General features: G+C 64.2%; 17 protein-coding genes. 10 read left to right on the forward strand and 7 right to left on the reverse strand.

Going from position 1 to position 20,806, the window contains the following annotated elements; translation table 11 throughout:
* The first annotated feature begins 139 nt into the window (after positions 1–139).
* The gene (locus tag MUU56_RS29595) at positions 140–1,303 is read left to right on the forward strand and encodes a polysaccharide pyruvyl transferase family protein (RefSeq protein WP_245081878.1); all 1,164 of its coding nucleotides are present in this window, start codon (positions 140–142) and stop codon (positions 1,301–1,303) included.
* Between the two features lie 76 nt (positions 1,304–1,379).
* Here MUU56_RS29595 and MUU56_RS29600 read toward each other — a convergent pair whose 3' ends face one another.
* Complete coding sequence (locus tag MUU56_RS29600; protein WP_245081910.1) at positions 1,380–1,688, reverse strand: hypothetical protein; 309 nt, start codon at positions 1,686–1,688, stop codon at positions 1,380–1,382.
* Positions 1,688–2,371 (reverse strand): ParA family protein, encoded by a 684-nt coding sequence (locus MUU56_RS29605; RefSeq protein WP_245081880.1) that lies wholly within the window; start codon positions 2,369–2,371, stop codon positions 1,688–1,690. The genes MUU56_RS29600 and MUU56_RS29605 overlap by 1 nt, the downstream gene beginning before the upstream one ends.
* 887 nt (positions 2,372–3,258) lie before the next feature.
* Here MUU56_RS29605 and MUU56_RS29610 point away from each other — a divergent pair.
* A complete protein-coding gene (locus MUU56_RS29610) occupies positions 3,259–3,441 on the forward strand; it encodes a hypothetical protein (protein ID WP_245081882.1) in 183 nt (60 codons plus the stop codon).
* 60 nt (positions 3,442–3,501) lie between these two features.
* The gene (locus MUU56_RS29615; RefSeq protein ID WP_245081884.1) at positions 3,502–3,852 is read left to right on the forward strand and encodes a DUF982 domain-containing protein; all 351 of its coding nucleotides are present in this window, start codon (positions 3,502–3,504) and stop codon (positions 3,850–3,852) included.
* Between the two features lie 111 nt (positions 3,853–3,963).
* On the opposite strand, the gene MUU56_RS29620 is transcribed toward MUU56_RS29615, so the two are convergent.
* Entirely contained in the window at positions 3,964–4,647 is a 684-nt protein-coding gene (locus MUU56_RS29620) for an FkbM family methyltransferase (RefSeq protein ID WP_245081886.1), read from the reverse strand.
* 511 nt (positions 4,648–5,158) lie between these two features.
* Here MUU56_RS29620 and MUU56_RS29625 point away from each other — a divergent pair.
* From MUU56_RS29625 to MUU56_RS29640, 4 genes are all read left to right on the forward strand, one after another.
* Positions 5,159–6,160 (forward strand): calcium-binding protein, encoded by a 1,002-nt coding sequence (locus MUU56_RS29625; RefSeq protein WP_245081887.1) that lies wholly within the window; start codon positions 5,159–5,161, stop codon positions 6,158–6,160.
* Positions 6,161–6,504: 344 nt separating this feature from the next.
* The gene (locus MUU56_RS29630; RefSeq protein ID WP_245081888.1) at positions 6,505–8,193 is read left to right on the forward strand and encodes a type I secretion system permease/ATPase; all 1,689 of its coding nucleotides are present in this window, start codon (positions 6,505–6,507) and stop codon (positions 8,191–8,193) included.
* 9 nt (positions 8,194–8,202) lie between these two features.
* Positions 8,203–9,582: an HlyD family type I secretion periplasmic adaptor subunit gene (locus MUU56_RS29635; RefSeq protein ID WP_245081889.1), complete on the forward strand. Its 1,380-nt coding sequence runs from the start codon at positions 8,203–8,205 to the stop codon at positions 9,580–9,582.
* Positions 9,583–9,672: 90 nt separating this feature from the next.
* Positions 9,673–10,899: a glycosyltransferase gene (locus MUU56_RS29640; RefSeq protein ID WP_245081890.1), complete on the forward strand. Its 1,227-nt coding sequence runs from the start codon at positions 9,673–9,675 to the stop codon at positions 10,897–10,899.
* 72 nt (positions 10,900–10,971) lie between these two features.
* On the opposite strand, the gene MUU56_RS29645 is transcribed toward MUU56_RS29640, so the two are convergent.
* On the reverse strand, positions 10,972–12,513 hold the full coding sequence (locus MUU56_RS29645; protein ID WP_245081891.1) for a methyltransferase regulatory domain-containing protein: 1,542 nt from the start codon (positions 12,511–12,513) through the stop codon (positions 10,972–10,974).
* A gap of 248 nt (positions 12,514–12,761) precedes the next feature.
* Here MUU56_RS29645 and MUU56_RS29650 point away from each other — a divergent pair, with 248 nt between their 5' ends.
* The gene (locus MUU56_RS29650; RefSeq protein ID WP_245081893.1) at positions 12,762–14,609 is read left to right on the forward strand and encodes a glycosyltransferase family protein; all 1,848 of its coding nucleotides are present in this window, start codon (positions 12,762–12,764) and stop codon (positions 14,607–14,609) included.
* Positions 14,536–15,276 (forward strand): sulfotransferase, encoded by a 741-nt coding sequence (locus tag MUU56_RS29655; protein WP_263195022.1) that lies wholly within the window; start codon positions 14,536–14,538, stop codon positions 15,274–15,276. The genes MUU56_RS29650 and MUU56_RS29655 overlap by 74 nt, the downstream gene beginning before the upstream one ends.
* On the opposite strand, the gene MUU56_RS29660 is transcribed toward MUU56_RS29655, so the two are convergent.
* From MUU56_RS29660 to MUU56_RS29670, 3 genes are all read right to left on the reverse strand, one after another.
* The gene (locus MUU56_RS29660; protein ID WP_245081897.1) at positions 15,251–16,507 is read right to left on the reverse strand and encodes a glycosyltransferase; all 1,257 of its coding nucleotides are present in this window, start codon (positions 16,505–16,507) and stop codon (positions 15,251–15,253) included. The genes MUU56_RS29655 and MUU56_RS29660 overlap by 26 nt on opposite strands.
* A gap of 63 nt (positions 16,508–16,570) precedes the next feature.
* Positions 16,571–17,578 (reverse strand): glycosyltransferase family 2 protein, encoded by a 1,008-nt coding sequence (locus MUU56_RS29665; protein WP_245081899.1) that lies wholly within the window; start codon positions 17,576–17,578, stop codon positions 16,571–16,573.
* Positions 17,571–19,292, reverse strand: a complete 1,722-nt coding sequence (locus tag MUU56_RS29670) for a beta-1,6-N-acetylglucosaminyltransferase (RefSeq protein WP_245081901.1) — start codon at positions 19,290–19,292, stop codon at positions 17,571–17,573. Before MUU56_RS29670 ends, MUU56_RS29665 begins: the two co-directional genes overlap by 8 nt.
* A gap of 113 nt (positions 19,293–19,405) precedes the next feature.
* Here MUU56_RS29670 and MUU56_RS29675 point away from each other — a divergent pair, with 113 nt between their 5' ends.
* Entirely contained in the window at positions 19,406–20,401 is a 996-nt protein-coding gene (locus MUU56_RS29675) for a M23 family metallopeptidase (RefSeq protein ID WP_245081904.1), read from the forward strand.
* The last annotated feature ends 405 nt before the right edge of the window (positions 20,402–20,806 follow it).

The raw sequence follows: 20,806 nt of genomic DNA on the forward strand, positions 1-20,806 counted from the left end.
CAGCCCGGCGGAAGCACCTTTGTCACAGAACCGTCATGGAAACCGCAGAAGGGGCGCTCCGCCTTCAGGAGCGCCGCTTCCTGCCGGTAGCGCGGTGCTTCGCATTCATGTGGGCGGTCTCGTCAAAAGAGATGACGCCGTGGCCCTCCCCCGCTATATCGTGCGGCGTTGGCGGGTGCGTCCTTTAACGTGGTGGGATCAAGTGCTTTATCTTCTGGCGGGTAACGGGGCACCGAATTTTGGCGACGAGCTGCTCGTCCAGTACTGGCTGCGGTTCTACCGGGACCTCGGTTATGACGGGCCGATCACCGTGGACGGCAAGGGCGCATCGGCGACGGCCGCGCTCCTGCGGGACTTCAAGGACGTAAACTACGTCAAGACCATCCCGCGGCACGCGGACGGGGTGGAAGGCTCGTATGCCGGCTTCCACGAGCAGGGCGTGGACTATGCGCGGTCCAACGCCTCGAAGTTCCAGGACGTCCGGGGCTTCCATTTCCTCGGCGGCGGCTATGCCTGCGCGAACTGGAGGAACGCCACGCGGCTGCTGGGCGCCGTCGTGGAGCTCGGCCGGCGCCTGTCGGTCCCGGTCGTCGCGACCGGGCTGGGCATCGCCCCCTTCCACAAGGTCTACCCGGTCGGCGCCGCCGCCTGGCGGACCATCGTCGAAGGCTGCCAGCTCTTCGAGTGCCGGGACGCGGCGAGCGTTCAGGCCTTGCACGCCATCATCGGCGCCTGCCCCTCCTTGTCGGAAGGGTTGGACGATGCGTTTCTCTACCCCGTCCAGACCGTCGGTCACGCGGGGAAATGGCTGCATTTGTCCGGTTTCAGCGCAAAGTCCGTCCTCGGGCCGACGGGAGAGGAAGGGCCGCGGCTGTTCGATCAATTCGACCGGGTCGTGTTCTGGGCCTGCTCGAAGGAGGATGCGGAGCTGTACCAGGCGATTGCCGCCCGGTTTCCGCAGGTCGAAATGCGCGACAACCATAGCCTCCTGAACGAGGGCCTGCCGCTGGAGGCCGGCGACTTCATGCTGACAGGCCGTTTCCATCCCCATCTGCAGGCGGCGCGGGTCGGCCTGACGGGCTATTACACCGCGCAGTCGGACTTCTATCGCATGAAGCACGGCCTGGTGACGGGGCTCGGCTCAAACTTCCGCCCGCTGCAGGAGGGCCTCGAGGTCTTCACGATGCCGGACTGCGAAATCCGCCGTCGTGACGGGGACCGCGTCCAGGCGAAACGCGCCGTCGCGCTGCGGGTCGCGCGCTTGATGGGGCTGGCCGGGAGCAATTCCGCCAAATGCGCGTAGCGCCAATGCTGAGCCGGACGATGCGGTAACAGGAATCCGGGACAAGGCCGGTGGACCGGATCTCGCCGGCCTTGCCCTAGATGCCGGATTTGCGCATCAATTCGTCGAGCGCCTCGCCGTAGGACATGCCGGTCTCGTTGCAATATTGCTTGAACCGGTTGATCACGTCGATCGGCGCGCGCACGAAGGCCTGGTCGAGGGGCTCGCTCGTCTTGCGGATGCGCTTGACCCGCTGGACCGGTTCGCGGCTTTGAAAGCCGGCGCGCGCGGCGGCCCGATCGGACGCCGCCTGCTCGTCCTGCGCCGGTGCCTTTTCGGGCGCGCGTGGGGCAAAGCCGGTGAGGTCGAGTGTCTTCGTCTTGCCGAAACCGAGGTCGCTGGCCATCACGCCGCCCTTTCCGCCGAGCCGCTGCGAAGGAGCTCGAGCACCTCCCCCGTCAGCTGGACGGCGTTGTCGATCGCGGCCTCGAGGCCGTTGACCTGCTGCGGATCGAGTTCGAACAGGCTCAGCCGTTCCATGAACATCGCGTTATAGGCTTCGCGGCGATAGAGATGCGTGCTTAGGACCGGCAGGTCGTTGCTCCGCATCTGCTCGGCGATCTCCCGCTCGATACGCCGGGTGAAGGGCGGCGGGCTCGTCCGGTTGAAGGCGAGCGTGAAGCTCAGCTTGCGCCCGATATCCTCCTCGCTTTCCCGCACCAGGCCGACGGCCCGCGCCGCCTGCTTGGCGTCGAGCGCGCTCCCCCCCAGCGGAATGAGCGTGAGGTCGGCCCGGATGATGGCGCGCGAGGCAAGGCGGCTGGCGGTGCCTTCCAGGTCGACGAAGACGAACTGCGCTTCCGCGGCCGCGGTGTTGATGAGGTCGCGGATATTGCCCTCCGTGGCCTCGCTCAGGACCTTGATCGCAAGCGCGCTCTTGCCCGTTCGCCAGTCCGTGATCGGCTTGTTGGGGTCGGCGTCGATGATCGTGACCGATCCGCCCTGCTGCGCCAGGGTCGAGGCTATGGCGAGAATGGTCGTCGATTTTCCCGCCCCGCCCTTGGGATTGGCTGCGCATATTACCGGCAAGATCGGCCTCCTTTGCTGTCAATCATGCTTGATAGCAAGAAATCATGAAAGCTTTCTGAATGCAATCAGATAGCAATCTTTCATGATATCAATCCGATTGCATTCAGTAATGCTATCTTGAATGATATCATGGCGGACGGGGCGATCGCCGGCGCCGGACTTTCAGGTTTCGCCTCGACCCGCCGGCAGGGTAGGGGGCACCCGGCTATCGGAGCCCGGCCGAGACTGCCGTGGCATCGAGATTCAGTCGGAACGGCGCATCCCTCCCGGATCGGCTTCGTTCGAAGACCGTCGCTGGATTTTCCAGTTCCCGCCGGGATGACGGGCGTGGCATGGATTGGCCGGGGCGGTCCTTCGGGGCAGTTTTTGCCCCCTGCCGCAAACGGCCCCATAATCCCGCTGCTGGCTGCGGACAGGCCGGCCGGCGCCGGATGGGGGCGGCATTCGCGCGGAACGGGAGGCGGGGGGCCTACATCACCGGCCCGGCCCGATTCCTTGCGCCATGCCTATGCGTCCTGTGACGGCTGCAGGCATGCGGGTCAACCATATCCTCGACCGCCCAGAGGGAAGTGGTAGAGCGGAACAGGCCCAAAACACCCCGAAAACTGCACGGCGTGCTCAATCTCCACAATGCCGGATAACGTTGCCTTATCGGTCGTTGTGCCGATCATGGACAAATGCCGCGAATCGGTGGCGGAATGACGGAAGCGTGCCCCGGATCATCCTGCGCCGTACGGCTGTCCGCTCAAGGCAGCCCCGCTTGAATCCGCCGGTGGAATGAAGTGCGGCCCCGTGCGTCTTCCTGCGGAGAGACTGGTGAGCGTCGAGCAAGGTCGCTGGATTATTAGGAATCTCTGTAGTTGGTCATTCGGAGGAAGGAGCGGACGATGGCGGACATGGAGATTGACAAGCGTCAGAACGAGGCCGCGGTCGTGCGGCTGACCGTCATGACGGCAGCCGGGCTGATGCTTCTGTCCTCGATGGGATTGCTCGTGATCTTGTGGATGAGTGCCGTCGGAGCCGCCCGCAACCAGTCCGGAGCCCCCGCCGAGAGCTCGGCCCGCCTCTAGGCTCAAGGTCCGCTCAAGCCTGGGCGATTATTCAGCGTCTGCTCATTTATGAGGGCTGCAATGGCGCAATCTTGGCAAAACACCATCACGATCGAACTGAATGGACAAGCGCACGCCTATACGCGGATACAATCGACCGAGGAGGCTGCGCATTACCTGCTCGACCACTGGCCGGGGCAGAGGACGCCTGCTTATTGCGCGGCGATCCGCTCCTGCACGAAAGCCCTGAAGGGCGAGATGAGCGATGCTGCCGCCTACCTTCTCTTCATCACGGCCGTACAGGAGGCGCAGGTGGCGCTGGTGATGGGGCGGCGCCTCATCGATGCCGATTCCTTCGAGCAGGACATGCAGCAGGTCCTGGCCGAAAGCGTTCTGGAAGATCTTCACGCACCGCCCTTCGCTCAGCTCTGAGCGGAAGAGTTTCCTCACTGTTTCGAATCGCGACGGGGAGGCGAGCCGGTCCGCAATCGACGAAGGCGGGGCCTGCGGGTCCGGCTGACGGGACCTTTTGGCATCGGGCCGTCAGGGAGCCTGTTCGGGGATTCGGGAAAACAGGACGACCGCGCCGCTGGAATACCTCTGGTCGTAGTGGAAGCCGCGATCGTGCAGGCACTGGAAAACCTCCCGCATGCCGGCGGGCCCAAGCACCTTCTGGTGCAGCTCCATATATATATTGCGGACGCCGGAAAGGTCGGAGGTCGAAAACAGTGCCCTTTCGCCGCCCTCGATGTCGCAGACGATCAGGGTCGGGCGCACGGTCCTGACGGTCCTGTCGAAGCTGGCCAGCGGGACCGGGAAGGAATGGATCGTGGCCGCGGTCTTGCGAAGGGAGGAGGCCCAGAAGTCCCGGTGCACATGGAAGTCGATCGTGCCGGACGCCGCGGCGCCGAGCACGGCGTTGTGCAGCTCGAAGCGCTGTCCGCCCTGCCCGTTGTCCTCAAGGGTCCTCTGGATCTTCGGGATGAGCAGGGGATTGGCCTCGAAGGAGACCACCCGTTCCGTTGCGGGATGCCGGAGCATGAGGGCGGTCATGAAGCCGATGCCGGCGCCGATCTCCAAAATGACGTCGCCGGGCTGGATGATCTTCTCGATCCGGCGGGCCTCGGGCGCCTCGTACTGCCCCGACCGGAGGGCCTGCACCAGCCTGGGGGACATGAAATCCGGGTCGATGCGCAGCCGGATGCCGAAATGCTCGATGGATTCCACGGCCCTCGCTCCGGTTCCTGTTTGGACGAGCTGATTTCTAGGAGACTCTCTTTTCCGTCTCAACCGGTTTCCTTGCCTGGAAGACGCCGATTTCGAGGGCGAGGTCCAGGGCTCCGGCGCCGGGCCGCCTGCCTCAGGGGCCATAGGCGCCGGGGCAGCGAAAAGGAATTTACTGGCGGGATATTGAATGTTTCGTCGATTTGGCGTAAAGCATCCTTGCTGTGCCGTGGAAATCAGCGCTTTAGAGGTAGAAACGCGGGGGGTTTGCTGGGCTCCCCGCGTTTTCCTTTTCTACCGTGTCATGAGACGGTGTGATTGTTCGGCAACATTCCTTCAAAAAAGCGAGCAGGCTTCCCTTCCCCTCGGCCTTGCGCTATGGATTCTAAATAGTTAAGGCCGGGCGATGCCGAGGCGAGTTGACTTTTGCCGCTAATCTTGGCATGGACAAGCGTGTGTAGCTGCAGCTGCACATACCAGCATTGAACAATATATCGAGAGGGAGCCTCTAAATATGGCTACGCTTAACGGCACTTCTAAAAACGACACCATCATTGGTGACAATTCTAACGACGTGATTGAATCCCTCGGCGGCGACGACTTCGTCGTCGGCAACGGCGGTCAGGACAAGGTGGACCTCGGCGCTGGCAACGACCAGTTCTGGGCTGGCGCTGGCGACGTTGACGCAGGCGGCGGCGAAGCCAACGACACCGTTGACGGTGGTGCAGGCAACGACACGATCGGTGGCGGCGCTGGTGCGGACACCCTGATCGGCGGCGACGGCGACGACACGATCTTCGGTGGCGCCGGCGACGACGTCATCTGGGGCGACGACAGCGCAGGCAAGGGCGCTGGCAACGACACGATCTGGGCCGGCGCTGGCGCCGACTTCGTCAACGCAGCTGACGGCAACAACACCGTTGGCGGCGGCACGGGTTCGGACACCCTGCTCACCGGCGCTGGCAACGACACCGTCTACGGCGGCACGGGTAACGACACGATCAACTCCGGCAAGGGCGTTGACACCGTGTTCGGCGGCGAAGGCAACGACAACATCACGCTTCAGGGCGGTGGCACCGTATACGGCGGCGTCGGCAACGACGTCATCAACACCGGTGCAGACGCAGCGACGGTTTATGTCGGCGCTGGCAGCGACACCGTTAACCTCGGCGCCGGTGGCGGTACCGTCTTCACCAACCTGTCGTCCGACACGGTCGCTGGTGTAACGGCTGACGTCTACAACGCCGGTGCTGGCGTCGACACGTTCGTCATCTCGGGCGACACCGACTCCAACGCCGACACGATCACGGTCAACGGCTTCGACGTTGCCGACGGTACCGGCGACATCCTCGACCTGACGTCCTTCAACTTCGCTGGCGAAGTTGACGACCTGGTCAAGAACGGCACGATCTCGTTCGGCGGTGGCAACACCACGATCAAGCTCGGTGGCGACACGCTGACGGTTGCTGGCGTCGACCTGACCCTGGCTGCCAACGCAGACCACATCCTTATCTAATCAAGATCAGATTAGTGAGACGGAAAAGGGGAGCTTTGCTCCCCTTTTTTGCATGGCCCGCGAAAAGCCATAAACCAGCGAAATAGGTGCGGCCTCGCTTCGTTTATGTCATAGAGTGTCGCCGGGGCAGGGCGGAACGGCCCCGAGGCAGTCTGTACAGGCCGATGTTCCTCCTTGCCAAACCACAAGGCCATCGTCGTATGGCCCGAATGACCTCGGGGCAATCGCGCTCTGGAGCAGCTCCGGCAAGAGTGCCGACCGCCGCGTGTCCGGAATTGCGGAAAAACAAAGAGATAGAGCATTGGAGGTGATCCGTCTTCACCGGAAATGCTCTAGGAGAGAATATGACGCTTCAGGAAAGCTACCAGGCGGAAAAAGATAAAGCTCTCCGCTCCATGGCCTTGGCGGCAGTGATATCCGTCATATCGGGCCTGTGCCTTCTGACCATTCCTTTGTACCTGTCCCAGGTCTATTCGCGGGTCATCGCGTCCAGATCGATCGAGACGCTTGTCGCGCTCAGTATTATCGCATTCGTTATACTTGTTACTTACGGCATTCTTGATGCGATCCGCGGGGCCTATCTGGCCCGCATCGGCATCCGCTTCGAGGCGCGCGTGGCGAGCCTGCTTCTTGCCGGCGAGCTTTCCCTGCCGAAGGACAGTTCCCAGGCGAGCCTGCACCAGCTGGTGGAAGTGCGAAAGCTGATCGCGTCCAACGTCCTTCCCAGCCTCTTCGACATGCCCGTCATGATCATCTTCGCGGTGATCGTTTTCGTCATCAACCCCACGCTCGGCTTCATCGTCCTCGCCGGCATGGTGATCCTGTTCTCGACCGCCCTGTTGAACGAGGTGCTGACGGCATCGAAGGTCAAGGAGACGGACGACAGCGGAGCGGCCTCGCACAAGGCGCTGTCGAACCACTTTTCCCAGCAGGAGCTGATCAAGGCGCTGGGCCTTTATCCCCAGGCGGTCGAGCACTGGGGGCGGCTGCGCGCCCGGCACCTCACCCAGCTGATCGGCCTTCTGGACAGGAACTACGCGCTCGCCTCCGTTTCGAAGACCGTCCGCAACCTGATCCAGATCGCGGTCATCGGCGGCGGCGCCCTCCTGGTGATCACCGAGCACCTGGATGCCGGTGTCATCTTCGCGACATCGGTCATCGCCTCGCGCGCCCTTGCCCCGATCGAGACCCTCGTCAGCGGCTGGCGCTCCATGAAGCAGGGGCGTCTGGCGCTGACGAGGCTCGACGAGCGCGTCAAGAAGTTCAGGCTGGTCGACGGCGCGACGCAGTTGCCGCGTCCCTCGCTGGGGCTGGTGGCGGAGAAGGTCGTGTTCATCCCGGCCCCCGGTGCGCAACCGATCCTTCGCGGCATTACCGGCGGGTTCGTTCCCGGCCAGGCCGTGGCGATCATCGGCCCGAGCGGCGCCGGCAAGTCGACCTTCGCGCGCATGCTCGTCGGCTATCTGGAGCCGACGGGGGGGCAGGTCACGCTGGATGGCCAGAACATCCGGTCCTGGGATCCCGTCACCCGCGGCAGCTATATGGGCTACATGCCCCAGGCCGCGAGCTTCTTCGAGGGAACCATCCGCGAGAACATCGCGCGCATGCGCGTCGACGACGCGCCGGAGCTTGCGATCGAGGCGGCGAAGTTCGTGGGCATCCACGAGATGATCATGAACTTTCCCATGGGCTACGACACGGTCATCTCGGACGGCGGCTTCCAGCCGTCCGGCGGGCAGAAGCAATTGCTCGGCCTTGCCCGCGCCTTCTACGGGGGACCGGCTTTCGTGGTTCTGGACGAACCGAATGCAAGCCTCGATTCGACCGGCGAAGGGCTGCTTTTCGAAACGATCCGGAAGGCGCGCAGCGCCGGCATCGGCATCATCGTCGTCACGCAGAGAACCTCCCTTCTCCAGCAGGTCGACAAGATCCTCGTGCTGAAGAACGGCCAGGCGGAAGCCTATGGAACACCTGCGGAAGTCATGCCGGGGCAGATCGTCCGGGCCGTTCCGAACAAAGTCTCCCAAGCGTAGGGTACGTCGATGGCGAATGTGCAGGAAAGCGAATTGACGGCCGTCGAGCGCCCGTCCTCTCCCAGGATCGAGGGCCTCCGGCTCGGAGCGCTGCAGAACTGGTGCGAGACGGTGCCCACCAGCCGGAAATCCCTTTCGCTCATCACCGGGATCGTCCTGCTGACGGTCTTCGGCATTGGCGGCACCTGGGCTGCGACCGCCAAGCTGGGGGGCGCGCTCATCTCTTCCGGCCGGGTCTTCGCGGAAGGCAGCAATTACATCATCCAGCACCTGGAAGGCGGGATCATCCGGACCATCGCCATCCGGGAAGGCGAGCGGGTCGTGGCCGGGCAGACCCTGATGGAGCTGGACGAGACCGCCACGCGCTCCCAGCTGGACAAGGTCCTGAACGATCGGGCTGTCGCCACCATCGAACTGGCACGCTGGCGTGCGGAGCGTCAGGAAGACCTGACGGTCTTCTCCGTCGAGCCCGAGAGCCTCGCTCCGGTCACCGACAATCCGCGCGTCCAGGAAGCGCTGGAGAACCAGATCGCCGAATTTCAGAGTTCGCGGGAAGCGCGCCAGCAGCAGCTGTTGATCCTCGACGGCAAGATCGCCAATGAGAAGGAGGATATCGCCTATCTCGAGGATCAGCTGCGGGCCTACGATTCCCAGAAGGACCTGCTGCAGCGGGAGGAGAAGAGCTATGTCGAACTGCTCGACAAGGGCCTGATCCGCCAGTCCCAGGTCCTGGCGACCCAGCGCCAGCTGGCGCAGCTCGACGCCCAGCGTTCGAATGCCCTCGCCACGATGCAGAAATCCCGGCACAATATCCAGGCGCATCTCGACGAGAAGCAGGGCGTGCTTTCATCGCACGCCGAACTGGTCAGCCAGAAGATCACGGCGACGCAGCAGAAGCTCAACCAGGCCGAGGACTACATCACGCGCCTTAACGATGTCCTGCGCCGCGCCAGGATCACGGCGCCCGTCAGCGGGACGATCGTGGCGATGCCCTTCAAGTCGATCGGCGCGGTCATCAAGCCCGGCGAGCAGGTCATGGAAATCCTGCCGGGCGAGGCGACCTTGATGATGGAAGCGCCGATCAACCCCAAGGACATCACGAAGGTCTTTGTCGGCCAGACGGTGGACATCGTTTTCCCGAGCGACCAGGTCAATGCCATTCCCCCGCTGGAGGGGACCGTGAGCTATATTTCGGCGGACTCGTTCGTCAACAGCAAGACCGGCATGCAATATTATGTTTCCCGGGTGAACCTTTCGCCGAACCGGCACGGGAGGAACATCATCCCGGGCAATATCGCGGAGATCTTCTTCCAGACCGAGGCAAAGACGCTCCTGCAATATATCATCGACCCCGTGACGCGTTTTGCGATGAAGGCCTATACGGAATAGGATCGTCGGCCGGTCCGGAGATGGTGAGGCTCGGGAGCGGCGGGCCGGGTTTCGACCGGGGCCCGGTGCTGTCGTATTGGCGTGAGCGGGATGCGTATACTTTTTCTTCATAATAATTTCCCCGGACAATATGCGCGGATTGTCAAATACCTGGAGGGCAAGCCCGGCATCGAGATGGTGGCGGGCTCCCTGGCCACGAACCGCCAGCCCACATCCATCCGGCGGATAGGATACAAGCCGCATCGTGCTCCGGGAGAAGGCACCCATTTCGCCCTGCGGTTCACGGAAAAGGCGGTCATCCAGGGCCAGAGCGTCTATCAGGCCTTCATGACGGCGCGCAAACGCGGCTGGGCGCCCGATATCATCCTGGCCCATTCGGGCTATGGGGACAGCCTCTTCCTCAAGGACCTGTGGCCGGACGCGAAGATGCTGTCCTATCTCGAATGGTATTATAACTTCAGGGAATCCGAGGCGGTGTTCCTGGCGCCGGAAAGCATCGAGGACCCCCATCTTCAACTGTCCGTGCGGATGAAGAACACCGTTTTCCTGCACGACCTCGTGGCGATGGATTGGGGACAATGCCCGACGCCCTACCAGAAGAGCCAGATCCCGAAGGTCTTCCACGACCGCATCTCCCTTTTGCATGACGGGATCGACACGGCGTTTTTCGCACCGGACCCCTCGGCCACGGTCTCGATCGGCGGCAGGACCTTCCGCCGGGGCGATCCGGTCATCAGCTATGTCAGCCGGGGGATGGAGCCGATGCGCGGCTTTCCCCAGTTCATGGAGGCGGCGTCGATCCTGCACAAGGAGCGGCCCGATGCCCATGTCGTCGTCATCGGCGAGGACAAGATCGCCTACAGTGCGGAGCGGCCCGACGGCAGGACCTATCTGCAATGGGCGCTGGAGACGTTTCCGGTCGATCCGGACCGGTTCCATTTTCTCGGCAAGCAGCCGCTCGAAATGCTGCGGGATGTCTTCCGCGTCTCCGCCGCCCATGTCTATCTGACGGCGCCGTTCGTGCTGTCCTGGTCGATGATGGAGGCCATGAGCACGGGCGCGCTGGTGGTGGGATCGGATACCGCCCCCGTGCGCGACGTCATTGCGGACGGCGAGAACGGCATCCTGGTCCCCTTCTTCGAGCCGCGGCTTCTGGCCGGGCGGCTCTGCGAGGCCATCGATGCGCCCGCCCGCTTTGTGGCGATCCGCGCGAATGCCCGGGCGACCATCGTCGAGCGCTTTGACGCGAGAGACCTGACGAAGGCGTATTTCGACCTCATCGAGAAGGTGGCGAACGGTCGGCCGGGAGGCGCCTGAAGGCGGGCCGGGGCGTGTGCGGCCTCGCTTCGGCGCCGGACCCTGCGGGCAGAGCAGGAACCGGATGCGACGTCAGGCGATGCCCAGGCGCTTCAGGACCGGCATGTGCTTCTGGAAGTCCGCATATCTTTCCTTCAGGGAGGCGATGTTCTCCTCGTCGGTCTCCAGGGCCTTGCCGTCCTTCGTCAGTTTCTGGTTGTTCTGCCGGAAGACGTTCCAGACATATGCGACGGGATCCGCGCTGTTCTCCTGCACCGCCAGCAGGAAAAGCTGCATGAAGCGATTGACGGGGACGCCGCTGCCGGTCACGGGCGAGGCGAGGTAGCTCAGGTCGCCGGAATGGCGGGCCTTTGCGAGGATGACGTCGTTGAACCGCCTGATGCTCTCCTTGCGGGCCGGGGCATTGGTGTCCTCGCCCGGGCAGGGCTGGAGATGACCCGCCCCGACGAGCGTCAGCAGGACGCGCTGCAGGCGGTTCCAGCCGAGGCCGGCAATGGCCTTGTCGCTGACTACCTGCCGCAGCGTTATGCTGCCCCCGGCGTTTTCGAAAGCGGCGATCACCGGCTTGTAGGCCGCCTCCTGCAAGGTCACTTCGCCAAGGGTCCCCTTCAGCTTCATGGGAATGTCGCTGCCGTTGCCGACCAGGGCGAAGCGGGTGTCGAGCCATTCCTCCCGGGCTTCGGGAACGCCAAGGGAAACCGCGCCGCGGATGAAGATATCCTTGCGGAACTGCCGGTTGAGGATGTAGTCGCGCAAGGTCTCGCGCATCGTGGCGTCGGGCGCCTCCTTGACGAAGGCCTGCTGGGCGTCGGTCAGGTGTATGCTGTCGACATGATCCAGTATGTCGGCCGAGCCGACATAGGAGAGCCGGGCCCTGGAGAGCTCGGCTGCGACATCCGAATGGTAGAACAGGGTCCAGTCGGCGTTGAGATATTCATGCGCGATGTAGTTCCGGCTCACGCCCTTCAGCCTCTGGACGCGCTCCTTGGCCCCGGGCGTCGCCTTGAAGAAGCGCGGCTCCTGTTCCTGGAACCGGTCGAGGAAGGCGAGGGCGGCGTCGATCCTCTGGGGCGTGGAGCCGACCGAGCGTTCGGCCTGCATGCGCATGAGGTGGCGAAGCGGCGAGGACCCGGCCCAGCCCGGCAGGCAATTGTAGGAGATATACACCACCCCGCCCGGCTTGAGGCGCCGCTCGATGAAGCGGATGATGGTGTCGCGGTGCTCCTTGGCGATCCAGGAATAGATGCCGTGCAGGGAAATCACGTTGAACTGGGGAAGGTCGCTCCGCTTGTCGAAGTCGGAAAAGCTGTCGTCGAAGAAATGGATGTTCTTCAGGTTCGCGGCGTCGGCGATGGCCTGGGCATTGTATATCTGCTCGGGATTGAAGTCCGTCGCGTAGAATTCGATATCCGGATTGGCCGCGGCCAGGATGTTCGACGTCAGGCCCTGGCCCGAGCCGAGCTCGCAATAGGTCGTCTTGTCCCGGCTTCCCGTGTTCGCCCTCACGCTGCACGCGGCGGCCGCGAACCGGAGAAGGGCAGGGCTCATTTCCTTGTAGAAGCCGTGCGTATAGCTCAAATCCGTGACGTATCCGGACGACCAGTTCTCTGACAAGCCATTTCTCCCGAGGCTGAAGCTTTCGGCCCACTATGCTGAAGCGCGCTTGCTCTGCAACAGGCATCTTCCGCAGGACGTGCAATCCGCCTTGCCGAAACGCCGGCGGCGCCGTCCGGCCATGTGCCCGGGCTTTTGCGAAAAGGCACCGAAAGACGAAACTTTCCGTCCCCGGCTTGACGTGACGGTGGAGATAATGCCTTTCCTGCTGGCGCAGGAACACGGTGTTGGAGATGGAAAGCAGCTGAATGGACAGGGTGAAGATCATCAGGAGGTTCGACGCGCCTCTTCATTTCTCCGTCTCCGCCTTGGACAAGGACGCCCGGCTCTATCTCAGCCTGGTGGACAGCATTGCCGATGACGTGCTCTTCCATGTCGAGTTCCTCAAGGAAGAGGGGCAGATCGCCGTCAAGGACCGTTATGCCGGCGTCTGGTCGAAGCCCGAGATGCACCCCTTCGATTTCAAGACGCAGGTGATCAAGGGAAAGCTTTCCCTCGCCGGCGAAACCTTCGTGCTCGAATTGAAGGGCTTCAGGCTGGAATTTCCCGGCAAGGCCTTCCAGAAGCCGCTGCTCTGGAGCATCTACAGCGACTTCCGCTACATCACCATCGGCGATGACGAACCGGTCACGGCGGCGCTTGCGCGGCGCTGGGCGTTCTTCCCGGAACACCGGTTCCGCACCGGCCTCGGCCCGCGGCTGCGGGCGCTGGGCGAGGCGGACGGCCTGAAGACCGGGCTTTGCGCCCTTTACCTGTGGGATGGCAACGAGGCGGCGTTCGAACAGCTGGCCGGGAAGGTCCATTCGCTGGTCGACGAGCTGCTCGTCGTCGTCCACAATTCGAACCTGCTGCGCCACGGCTTCTTCGTCGGCCTGCAAAGCGCCTGTTTCAACATCCGCACGACGATCATCGAGACGACGATCCGCAGCGACGGGACGCTGCGCAAGCTGAAGGGCGCGCTCTTCATGAACAAGGTCCTGTCCGAGGTGCGCCATCGCAACGTCGTCCTGATCGATTCGGAGACGGATCCGGAGCGCCTCGCCGCGCTCGTGCGCACGAAGAGGCTGCGCAGCAGGACGGATGACTTCCTGCTGCTGGACGAGGAGAGCCCGGCCTATCTCCAGGGCTTTTCCATTGCAAGGCAGACGCATTTCGTGGAGGCGGACGGCAAGCTGCGCCTGGCGGCGGACGACCTTGCCGGGCGTCACGCGGTGCTCGCGCCGGCGGCCGCGCGCAGGGCAAGCCTGGAGTGGGACATGGAGGAGATCCGCCTGGCGGATGCGCCCGTCCTCCTGCGCGACCGGCAGAAGACCACGCGCATAGCGCGGCGCGAAAAGCTGGCCATCCTCGTCGTGAGCTGCAGGAAGAACCGCCACAAGCAACAGGCGATCCGCGACAGCTGGGGCAGGGATGCCGCCCTTGCCAATATCGACCTCTGCTTCATCGAGGGGCATCCCGAGCAGGCCGAGGCGCTCCTGGTCGAGGACCGGCTGATCGTGCCGGCGCCGGACACCTACGAATACCTGTCGCACAAGATCTGGCACGGCGTCTCGGCGGGCCTGCGCCTTCTCGATGCGGACCATTACCTGAAGATCGACGACGACTGCGTCGTCAACATCCAGAAGCTCCTGGAATTTCCCTACGAGAAATTCGACTATATGGGCAGCGACGTCAATCTGGGCAGCCGCACCGCCTTCGACTGGCATGGCCCGGCCGTCTTCAACAAGCAGCTGGCCGGCCTGATTTTCGAGATCGATCCGGACCAGACCTGGTACGACGGGCAGGGCGGCTACTTCCTCAGCCGCAAGGCCGCCCGCCTTCTCGCCGAAACGCCCCTGGCAAAGTACCAGCACATGCTGGAGGACTATGCGACGGGCCGGGTCATGAGTGCCAACGGCCTGGAGGCGACCGCCCTGAACTCGAAGTTTCTCTCGATCAGGGAAATCTATATCAAGGACAGCCGGGACTACGAGAGCGCGGTCATCAGTGATGTGTCCAGCGTTGAGAGGACCTTTGAAATCTATGAAACCATTTCGAAACTTAATCGGCAGGTTATCGAAGCAAAAGGACGCTGGCGGTTCGAGTTCCCCGAATAGGGCCGTTCGCGACGAGGCCGAATACCGGTACGTTTTCATCTTCACCTATGGCCGCTCGGGCTCGACCCTGCTGATGGGCTACCTCAACAGCTTGCCGGGCTTCTGCATCCGCGGTGAGAACTACAACGCGCTTGCCCATCTTTGCAGCTTCTACCATGCGGCGCGGGAGACGAAGGGGCAGGTCGCCAAGAAGTCCATGCTGCCGGTCCACCCCTGGTATGGCGCCGACCTGATCCAGCCGGAGGAGGTGCGCCATGCCATCCGCCGGACGTTCGTCGACACCGTCCTGAAGCCGCCGGCGGATGCGAAGGTCGTCGGGTGCAAGGAAATCCGCATCAACTGGAACGAGATCAAGGATCTCGACGCGTTCCTTGCGGACGTGGTCGAGATCTTCGGCGACGTGAAGATCATCTTCAACCATCGCGACATCCTGTCCACCTCGAAGAGCAGCTGGTGGAAGGACACCGCCCATTCCTACGCCACGATCCGCGGCATGGACCAGCGGCTGCGGGAGAACCGCTTCGCGGCGGCGCCGAATGCCTTCCATGTCGAATACGAGGAGCTGGTGGCGGGGGCCGAGCATGCGCGCAAGCTGACCGAATTCCTCGGCGTGCCCTTCGATCCTGCGGCCTATGAGAAGGTCATGGCGACCCGTCACTCGTACTGACGCCCGGCCGGCCGGCCGCCTGGGACCGGATGATGTCCAGCCATTGCGGCAGGCAGTGGCGTTCCCGGTCGTAGTGCGTAAGAACGGTCTGCCGCGCCGCCCGGCGCAGCCCGGAGAACCGCTCCGGCTGGCGGAGCGCGGTAATGACGGCGTCGGCAAGCTGCCGGGGATCGGTGAAATCCACCAGGATGCCGTTGCGCCCGTCCGCAATGACGTCGTGGAGCGGCGGCGTGTCCGAGGCGATCACCAGGGCTTCGCAGGCCATGGCTTCCAGCAGCGACCAGGACAGCACGAACGGATAGGTCAGGTAGACATGGGCGGCCGAGACCGACATCAGGGCGTTCAGGGTCCTGTTCGGCAGCCAGCCCACGAAATGAATGCGTGCCGGATCGACCCTATTCTCGATCTCCTTCCAGAAATGGCCTTTCCACGTTTCGCCGGCCGGCGGATCCGCGCCATAGCCCGCGCCGGTTTCCTGGCCGGCGATGACGATGTCCGCATCCGGCACGGCCGCGAGGATTGCGGGAAGCGACCGGAAGAAGGTATGGCATCCCCGCAGGGGCTCGAGGACCCGGCTGGCGAAGGTGACGAGCGGCCGGGCGCGGCTGAAGCTCCTTTCGCCGATGGTGACGGTCGCGTCCGGGGTGGGGCGGACCGCGTGCAGGTCGACGCCTTCATGCACGATGGCCAGCCGCGACCGGAAGACCTGCGGAAGCGTGCCGGCCTGGAACGGCGTGGGGGCGACCAGCTGGTCGGCCTGCGTATAGGCGAGGGCCAGCGTGGCGCTCTTCGAGACGGCCCGGCAGCGCTCGGCCAGGCTGACCGGGCCGAATTCCGGATCGAAGCCGAGATCGCCATTGCTGGCGCTGTAGAAGAACTCGGCATGCAGGACGAGCCGCGCCCGCGGCCACAGCTCCTTCAGGTAGAGCGTTTCCCCCCAGCCGGGATGGCCGATGATGACGTCGGGGGAAAACCCCCGTTTGGAAAGGCCGATCGCCGCTTCCAGCGCCGCGGTGGCGCGGATCATGTCCGCCTCGGCCCGGACGGCGGGCGGCAGGATATGGGGTGTCGTGCTTCGCCTGTTGTGCCAGCGGACCAGGGTAACGCCCTGAAATTCCTCCGATGTCTTTCCACCGAGGGCGACGACCGTGTCGCCGGACCGGACGAGGGCCTCTGCGAGAAAGCCGAACTGACCGGGGAAAAAATTATGGACGAAAAGAATGTTTGCCATGGCGGGGTTTCTTTTCGCACAGTTGGAGTCTTTTGGCAGTAAACCTTTTTCCGCCCTTCGGCGTCAGACCCATTCGCCGACATGCATCAGGCCCAGCGCCACGAGCTGGTCCGTGCCTTCGTACGGGACGCTGACGCCTTCGAGATAAAGCGTGGTGCGGATGTTCTCCTTGTAGCGTTTATACTCCCGGCTGCCGCCATAATGCTGGCGGCGGGCCATTTCCTCCTCGACCTTTTCGCGAAGGGACGAGACGAACTTGAAATGGAAGAGGGCGCCGGAGACGGGGATGCCGGTCTTCGCGGACGTCCTGTTGAGCGACCAAGGCCACATGAGATGCGCCGAGCTCTGGTAGCGATAGTGCTTCTGCCACCAGACGAGCGGCATCTTGTTGAGGGCGGGGGCCTCCTTCGGCGTATCGCGGTTGAAGGCGCGCAGCCGCGGGCCGCCCTGCACGAAGGTGCCCGACATGTAGTTCGATCGCTGGACATAGCCGTCTCGGTCGAAATAGGGGCAGAGGCCGAACGGATCGTCGCCCGGCGCCATGACCGTCTCCTCGATCGGCCGGTCGCTATAGGCATCGAGCATCAGCACATGCAGGCACGGCCGGCCGATCTCCTTCAGGTGCTGGCCGAGATCCTTGAGCGTGCGGCTTTCCATATGGGGATAGACGAGGAACTCGTCCGGATCGACGGTCAGGCAGAGCTTGCCCGTTCCGTGCTTGCGGAGCAGGGCGTTGCACCAGTGGACGCCGAACCCGGCCTTCTTGTAGCCCTTGTCCGTATGCCAGACCGAAACGTCCTTTTTGCCGGCGCTCCATTCCGCAAAGCCGTCCGTGGAACCGTTGTCGACGAAGACGAAGTGGTCGACGCCCAGCGCCCTGTAATAGCGGTGGAAGGCGTCGATCCGGTGCATCTCGTTGCGGATGCAGCTGAAGAGAATGCACGTATCCTCCTTGCGCAGACGGTTCTGCACACAGCGCAGCTGGCTGCCGAAGCGCAGGTTCTGCCAGCGCGAGAGGACGAAATTATAGGCGCGGCTGCTGACCAGGCGATGCTTGAGTTTCCTAGCCATGCCGTGCCGCCACGCCTTCGGTTTCCTCGGCAAGGGACGGGGCAAGCCTTCTCCAGTCCTGCCTGGACAAGGCCTCGGCAAGGGCCTCGAAGGCTCCCAGCAGGGGCTCCGCCCGCCCGCCATGCAGGAAGCGCAGCGATGTCGTCCAGTCGGGATCGGGCGGCACGCCGGTCTCTGCAAACACCAGGCCTGCACGGTTTGCAGGGGCGAACAGCTTTCGTTCCATCGCCGCCACATGTTTCTGGCCGAAATGCCGTGCGGCCGTCTCTTCCGTGCGCCGCAGGCGGTCGAACCGGTGGCCCGCCGCATCGATGGCGGCCCGCTGCGGCTCCGGCAGGGCCAGATACCAGAACAGGAAGCGCCAGGCCGGCGACCGGCCGCCGGGAAGAAGCGGGACGGCGACGAAGGTGGTCTCGTTTTCGAAGACGAGCTTTTCCAGGACGGGATCGTCGCCGGGGCACAATTCGAAGACGGGCAGGCCCGTGGCACGGCTGAGGATCCGGGAGAGAAAGAGCGCCCGGTCATAGTCGCGAAGCGTTGTGTCGCCGGCGTCAAGCCCGTGGAACCGGGATTGCCCCGGCTGGAACTCGGCCCGCTCGGCATGGAAAATCCGCCCGAGCACGGTAAGGCCGCCCGAGGCGCGCAGGATTCCGGCCGCAAGCCGCGTCAGCGGCGGCGGCCCGTAGAGCACGGCGCTCGGCTGGCGCAGCGTCTCGAGGTTCTTCGGCCAGTTGCGGATGCCCGAGCCGGGCTCGAACATCCGGCCGTAGAACGGGACGGTTTCGGCGCGGGGCGGCATTCGTGTCCGGGCGGCGGGTATGGCCAGGACCGGCCGGTCGGTCGGGCCGGGCAGACCCGCCCGCGCCGCCAGCGCGGCCCGGCAACTCTTTGCCGACGGCGCGATCTTGCGCGCGAAGAAATGCGGCTGCTGCTGCAGCCAGGCGAGATGATCGTCATAAAAGACGATCGGCTTGCCGTGGAGATTGAACGTGTAGAGGGTCGGGATATAGCCGGGGGCGAGCGTGCCCCCGAGCGCATGGACGACCGTCTGGAAGAAGGTCTCGTCCGGGATCCAGACCTGCCGGTAGAAACGGTAGGCGGCGGGGTTCTCCGCCACCCAGCGCAGGACGCCGGAAACGGTTTCCCGCCGCAGGCACCACCATTGCGAGCCATAGCGCGGCGTCAGGCCGGCAGGAATCGTCCGCCTGAGCCCCAATAGGCGCTGAAGGCGGACGCTCGCTTCGAACAGTCCCCGCCGGCGGGCGAAGCTGAAGGGATGGCGCAGCGTATAGCGCTCCTGCCGCAGGCCGCCCGTCATCCAGCGCTCGTCATGGCTTTCAATGAAGTCGACCGCGCCGTTGCGGTCGAGGAACTGCCTGAGTTCGGCGAGCGGCCGGATGGGCCAGCAGGAGCAGCTGACCAGGTAGGCATGCGTGTAGTCCTTCCCCGATGCCGCCAGCAGGCCGAGGGCACGGACCGTCCCGTCGACGAGGCCGAACTGCCCCCAGCCGCAGCGGGCCCTGTCCTCGACGAGGAGAACCCGCGCCTGCGCGCCATAGCGCCGTTTCAGCGCGGCGAAATCCGCCTCCGGCGAATTGCGGTCGTAATGGACGGCGACCAGGCATGCGCCATCGGCCGCAAGCAGCATGTCGATCGATGCCCCGACGACCTCCGCCGGCTCGTGCGCTATCAGGACGAACGCTAAAATGGCCATATTCCGCCTATCTCCTTGCGGTTGCTAGGTAGAGCTTCGCCAACCCGACAGTCAACCGTCGCCTGCCGGCCGCAGGGCGGCGCCGATCCATCCTTCACGTCAGGAAACCCCTCTTGCGACACGTTCCCTCCGCCCTGGCATCGATCGCCGTTGTCTGCCTTCTGTCCGCCGCGCCCGCGCCGGCGCTCGAACTCGGCCTGCCGGCGCAATGCGAGCTCGGCAAGACCTGCTTCATGCAGCAATATCCCGACATGGACGCCGGCGCGGGCGTCGCCGATCCCCTGTGCGGCAGCCAGTCCTATGACGGGCACAAGGGAACCGACCTGCGCATCCTGTCCATGAAGGACATGGAGAAGGGCTATGCCGTGATCGCCGTCGCCGACGGCAAGGTGCTGCGCGTGCGCGACGGAGAGGCGGATCATCTCGTCGAGACCGAAGAGGACAGGGCGAGGATCGCCGGCAAGGAATGCGGCAACGGCATCGTCATGCAATTGGCGGAGGGGTACGAGGTCCAGTATTGTCACCTGCGGAAGGGAAGCCTTGCCGTCAGGCCGGGTGCGGAGGTGCGCAAGGGCGATCGCCTCGGGGAGGTCGGCTCTTCCGGCTTCGCCCAGTTCCCGCATGTCCACATCACCCTCTCCCGTGGCGGCGAGCCCCTCGATCCCCTGACCGGGCGCAAGCTCTCGCAGGGCTGCACCCCGACCGCCCCGCGGGAGGCCTCGCTCTTTTCCCCCGACATCGTCGAGAAGCTCGACCTGACGAGGCCGGACATCCTTGCCTCGGGGCTGGCCGGCGCGCCGGTCGATCACCAGGCGCTCGTCAAGGAGGGCCCGCCGCCGCAGGTCGTCGCGAGCGACGGGCTGTTCGTCGCCTGGGCCTGGTTCACGAATCTCGGGAAGGGCAGCACGATCAGGCTCGTCCTGAAGGACGGGCAGGGAAACACGCTCGTGGACCATACCAGCGAGCCGCTCGACCGGGACAAGGCGACCTTTTCGGCTTTCGCCGGCAGGAAACGCACGCTTCCCCCCGGGCGCTACGTGGTCGATGTCTCCGTCACCCGGAACGATGCGGTCCTGCGGAGCACCAGCACGGCCGTTACCATCGAGTGACGGTCCGGCTTGGCGCTCGGCGCGTGCGTCCCGCCGATGCGGACGGGCGTGCCCTTTCCAGAAGGAACAACCGGCAAGTGTCGGGCAAGGAAGCGGCTTCATGGTGGCGGCGGGGGCCGCAGGGATGTGCCTGGCGGGACAGGGTTCGATCGTGGGACTTGACGAGACATTGGAGCTGCCTGTCTATGGCGCCCTGTTGCGGCAGGTGGCCGGTTCTGTCCTGCGCGGCACGGTCGAAGGGGAAAGTACGTGATGATCGCAGTTGAAGATGGGGGCAGGCCGCGCAGGCTTTCGAGCGCATGGGCGCGGGTTCTTGCGGCGGGCACCTTGTTGACGCTGGCCGGCTGCATGGTTCCGAGCGACGGGCCGCTGACCCACGAGGTCCTTTCGGCCGGCGCGGACGGC

Source organism: Shinella yambaruensis, from assembly GCF_022899355.1.
In the GTDB taxonomy this organism is placed as follows: domain Bacteria; phylum Pseudomonadota; class Alphaproteobacteria; order Rhizobiales; family Rhizobiaceae; genus Shinella; species Shinella yambaruensis.

Bases quoted from the DNA above. Each gene is read 5' to 3' on its own strand.
- MUU56_RS29650 (WP_245081893.1), top strand. From the start codon at position 12,762: ATGGACAGGGTGAAGATCATCAGGAGGTTCGACGCGCCTCTTCATTTC.
- MUU56_RS29640 (WP_245081890.1), top strand. From the start codon at position 9,673: ATGCGTATACTTTTTCTTCATAATAATTTCCCCGGACAATATGCGCGG.
- MUU56_RS29625 (WP_245081887.1), top strand. From the start codon at position 5,159: ATGGCTACGCTTAACGGCACTTCTAAAAACGACACCATCATTGGTGAC.
- MUU56_RS29630 (WP_245081888.1), top strand. From the start codon at position 6,505: ATGACGCTTCAGGAAAGCTACCAGGCGGAAAAAGATAAAGCTCTCCGC.
- MUU56_RS29600 (WP_245081910.1), bottom strand. From the start codon at position 1,688: ATGGCCAGCGACCTCGGTTTCGGCAAGACGAAGACACTCGACCTCACC.
- MUU56_RS29615 (WP_245081884.1), top strand. From the start codon at position 3,502: ATGGCGCAATCTTGGCAAAACACCATCACGATCGAACTGAATGGACAA.
- MUU56_RS29610 (WP_245081882.1), top strand. From the start codon at position 3,259: ATGGCGGACATGGAGATTGACAAGCGTCAGAACGAGGCCGCGGTCGTG.
- MUU56_RS29635 (WP_245081889.1), top strand. From the start codon at position 8,203: ATGGCGAATGTGCAGGAAAGCGAATTGACGGCCGTCGAGCGCCCGTCC.
- MUU56_RS29655 (WP_263195022.1), top strand. From the start codon at position 14,536: ATGAAACCATTTCGAAACTTAATCGGCAGGTTATCGAAGCAAAAGGAC.
- MUU56_RS29670 (WP_245081901.1), bottom strand. From the start codon at position 19,292: ATGGCCATTTTAGCGTTCGTCCTGATAGCGCACGAGCCGGCGGAGGTC.
- MUU56_RS29665 (WP_245081899.1), bottom strand. From the start codon at position 17,578: ATGGCTAGGAAACTCAAGCATCGCCTGGTCAGCAGCCGCGCCTATAAT.
- MUU56_RS29660 (WP_245081897.1), bottom strand. From the start codon at position 16,507: ATGGCAAACATTCTTTTCGTCCATAATTTTTTCCCCGGTCAGTTCGGC.